Annotated in this window: 5 protein-coding genes; all 5 read left to right on the forward strand. The window is 45.9% G+C overall.

Annotated features, from left to right (window positions below; translation table 11 throughout):
* The coding region (locus F8N00_RS17130; protein WP_421018654.1) for a glycerol-3-phosphate dehydrogenase C-terminal domain-containing protein at positions 1-376 on the forward strand (376 nt) is incomplete at its 5' end.
* A gap of 145 nt (positions 377-521) precedes the next feature.
* Positions 522-1,202, forward strand: coding sequence for a DsbA family oxidoreductase (locus tag F8N00_RS17135; protein ID WP_075641994.1), 681 nt, complete (start codon positions 522-524; stop codon positions 1,200-1,202).
* 39 nt (positions 1,203-1,241) lie between these two features.
* Positions 1,242-2,231: a lipoate--protein ligase gene (locus F8N00_RS17140; RefSeq protein WP_023467375.1), complete on the forward strand. Its 990-nt coding sequence runs from the start codon at positions 1,242-1,244 to the stop codon at positions 2,229-2,231.
* A 50-nt stretch (positions 2,232-2,281) separates the two neighbouring features.
* Complete coding sequence (locus tag F8N00_RS17145; protein ID WP_023467377.1) at positions 2,282-3,169, forward strand: SDR family oxidoreductase; 888 nt, start codon at positions 2,282-2,284, stop codon at positions 3,167-3,169.
* Positions 3,170-3,293: 124 nt separating this feature from the next.
* Positions 3,294-3,493, forward strand: a 200-nt coding sequence (locus F8N00_RS17150) for an AMP-binding protein (RefSeq protein WP_421018655.1), incomplete at its 3' end; no start/stop codon positions are given.

Consider the following 3,493-nt stretch of genomic DNA (forward strand, 5'->3'; position numbering starts at 1 on the left):
CTTAAAAGCTCAAACAGCAACGAACGGTCTAACGACAGAAGAAGTTCAATTCCTAGCAAAACGCTACGGTTCGAACTTACCGAAAGTACTGGAATATGCAGCAGCATTCGATGCAGCAACGACAGCTCTTCCACGTTCTGTCTATGCACAACTCCACTACAGCATCGAACATGAAATGGTCGCTCGTCCAATCGACTTCTTCATCCGCCGTACAGGTGCTGTCTTCTTCGACATCGCTTGGGCTCGTGCGCACAAAGATGCCGTCATCGAAGAAATGAAATCTGTCTTGAACTGGACAGCAGAACAAACAGATGCTTATACGAAAGAACTCGATATCGAAATCGAAGATGCAGCACATGCACTCGTGACAGAATAAGCTCTCTAACTCATCAAGGAATCAAGATCAATATGATCTTGATTCCTTTTTTGCATATTCGTATTGGCGCGGGCGGAAAGATTGCAACTCTGTCTAGAGGCGACTATGCTTAATGTATGAAATTACACAAAAGGAGAGAACACAGATGAAAGTAGAAGTATGGTCGGATTACGCATGTCCGTTTTGTTATATTGGGAAGCGTCGCTTAGAACAAGCGATTGCGAACGAAAAGTTAGATGTCGAGGTCGAATTCAAGAGCTTTGAACTCGATCCAGATGCACCAGCAGTACCGACACAAGGCTTATACGAAATTCTTGCGTCAAAATATGGAACGACTCTCGAGCAAGCACGGAATATGTCGCAAGGTGTCGTTGATACGGCACGTCAGGAAGGTTTGTACTACGAGATGGATCGTGTCATCCCAGCCAATACATTCGAGGCTCATCGTCTGACTCAATTCGCTAAAAAACATGGTAAGATGAATGCAGTATCAGAAGCCTTGTTTACAGCGTATTTCATGAATGGAGAAGATTTGAATGACCCAGCCATTTTGACACGGATCGCAGTAGATGCTGGACTTGCTGAAGCAGACGTCACAGCGTTTCTTGCGTCAGAAGAACTGGCGACAGATGTTCGAGAAGAAGAAGCGATGGCACAACAACTCGGAGTTCGTGGTGTACCGTTCTTCGTCTTCGACCGGAAATATGCGATTTCAGGCGCACAACCAGTGGAAGCATTCGAACAAGTCTTCGCGAAGATCCGCCAAGAACAAACACTTGAAGTCATCGCTGAAGGTGATGCGTGTGGTGTTGACGGCTGTAACTGATCACATTATGATTCCATCACAAAGGAGCACGAAACCCTTATGAAATTCATCTTCCATCCTGAGATTCGCGATGCGCGAATCAATCTCGCTGTCGAAGAATTCATCTTGAACAACCTGAACGTCAATGAAGAAGACTATTTCTTGTTTTATATCAACGGTCCATCGATCATCGTCGGAAAAAACCAGAACACGAACGAAGAAGTCAATTTGAAGTATGTCGAGGAAAATGGGATCCACGTCGTCCGTCGTCTTTCAGGTGGTGGCGCTGTGTATCATGACGAAGGAAACTTGAACTTCAGTTTCTTGACAAAAGATGACGGTGATTCGTTCAACAACTATAAAAAGTTCACGGAGCCAGTCGTACAAGCGCTGCATAAACTCGGTGTCGAAGCGGAGCTATCCGGACGAAACGATATTCATGTCGGAAGTCGGAAAATCAGTGGGAATGCCCAGTTCACGACGAAAGGACGGATGTTTAGTCACGGTACATTGATGCTCGATTCGAACATCGAAGAAGTCGTCAATGCGCTTGTCGTCAGTGAAGAAAAGATGCGCTCTAAAGGCATTAAATCGGTCCGAAGTCGTGTCGCGAATATCTCGGAATTCCTGTCAGAACCGCTGACGATGGAACAATTCGTCGATCATCTCCTTGCTTCGATCTATGAAGGAAAAGAGATTGAACGGTATATCTTAACCGAAGAGGACTGGGATAAAGTACGTGCCATCTCAGCAGAACGTTATGGCAACTGGGAGTGGAATTTCGGAAAATCGCCGAAATTTGATGTCATTCATAAAAAACGCTTCCCGATTGGTACGATTGATTTCCGGCTGAACGTCAAAAAAGGCATCATTGAAGAAGCGAAGATTTATGGCGACTTCTTTGGTGTCGAGGATGCAGAAGAAATTGCGCGGGCGCTCGAAGGTTCACGCTATGATCGCGCGTCTCTTCGCGAAGTGCTCGGTCGGTACGAATTGAAAAAATACTTCGGCGCTGTCGAACTAGATGAAGTGCTAGACGTTTTAGCGTAAGTCTTTATGGGAAAACTCCTTCTATCAACTGCATAGGGGGAGTTTTTTTCATGGGCTATAATAAAGATAATTTTTTAGAAGGTTCGTTGACGGACTTTATTGATTTTGAACGGATTTCAGAAGGATTACCAAAAACGGAGGATGAACAGCCGTTACCATATTATGAGCGTGATGATTATAAGGCAGCAGGAAAATTAGAAGGAAAAGTCGCGATCGTCACGGGCGGCAACTCTGGAATCGGGCGTGCTGTCTCAATTGCTTATGTCCGTGAAGGAGCAAAAGTCGTCATCGCCTTCTACGGTGATCAAGAAGGAGCGGAAGAAACAAAAGCACGACTTGAGGAATTAGGCGGCGAAGTCCTACTTTCTAAAGGGGATATCGGAGATGCAGATTACTGTGAAACACTCGTCCAAAAAACAATCGATCGTTTCGGTCGCTTAGATATCATCGTCAACAATGCGAGTATGCAAAAACCAGAAGATAGTCTGAAGGACATCACAGACGAGTCGATGGAAAAGACGTTCAAGACGAATATCTTCGGAATGATGCGTCTTGCCCGTGCCGCGCTCCCGCACCTTTCACTCGGTTCTGCCATCATCAATACGACATCGTCGACGGCATACGAAGGAAACGCGCTTTTGATTGACTATTCTGCGACGAAGGGTGCAATCGTCAGCTTCACACGAAGTCTTTCGATGAACTTAGCGAAGGAAGGCATTCGTGTCAATGCTGTCGCACCGGGTCCGATCTGGACGCCGCTCATCACGGAAACGTTCCCGCATGAATCAGTCAAGACATTCGGGAAAAATACACCGATGGATCGCCCAGGGCAGCCGGCTGAGATGGCATCAGCATATGTTTTCCTCGCGTGTAACGATTCAAGTTATATGACAGGACAAGTCCTTCACTTAAACGGTGGCGTCATCGTCAACGGTTAAAAAGAAACTCTGTGAAAACGTTTCCAAAAAGTGTTACACTATCCATACGGTCGCTTTTGACTACGTATGGATTTTTTTTACGTAAAAAATGAATAGTCATTCATTCGAAAGGGGAATTTTGCTCATGCTTGGATTGATTCAATCCGTCGAAGAAACTGCTCGAACACATCCGGATTCAACGGCGTATGTGTTTGAGGACACGCAAGTCAGCTATCGTGAGTTTGTCGAGAAGTTTCACCGGGCAGCCGGTGCGCTTGAAGCGAACGGGATCCGAAAAGGCGATCATGTCGCGCTGATTTTAGGGAATAGCCCAGCATTCCTAGT

The sequence above is a fragment of the Exiguobacterium sp. A1_3_1 genome, assembly GCF_048985645.1.
Classification (GTDB): domain Bacteria; phylum Bacillota; class Bacilli; order Exiguobacteriales; family Exiguobacteriaceae; genus Exiguobacterium_A; species Exiguobacterium_A indicum.

Bases quoted from the DNA above. Each gene is read 5' to 3' on its own strand.
- F8N00_RS17135 (WP_075641994.1), top strand. From the start codon at position 522: ATGAAAGTAGAAGTATGGTCGGATTACGCATGTCCGTTTTGTTATATT.
- F8N00_RS17140 (WP_023467375.1), top strand. From the start codon at position 1,242: ATGAAATTCATCTTCCATCCTGAGATTCGCGATGCGCGAATCAATCTC.
- F8N00_RS17145 (WP_023467377.1), top strand. From the start codon at position 2,282: ATGGGCTATAATAAAGATAATTTTTTAGAAGGTTCGTTGACGGACTTT.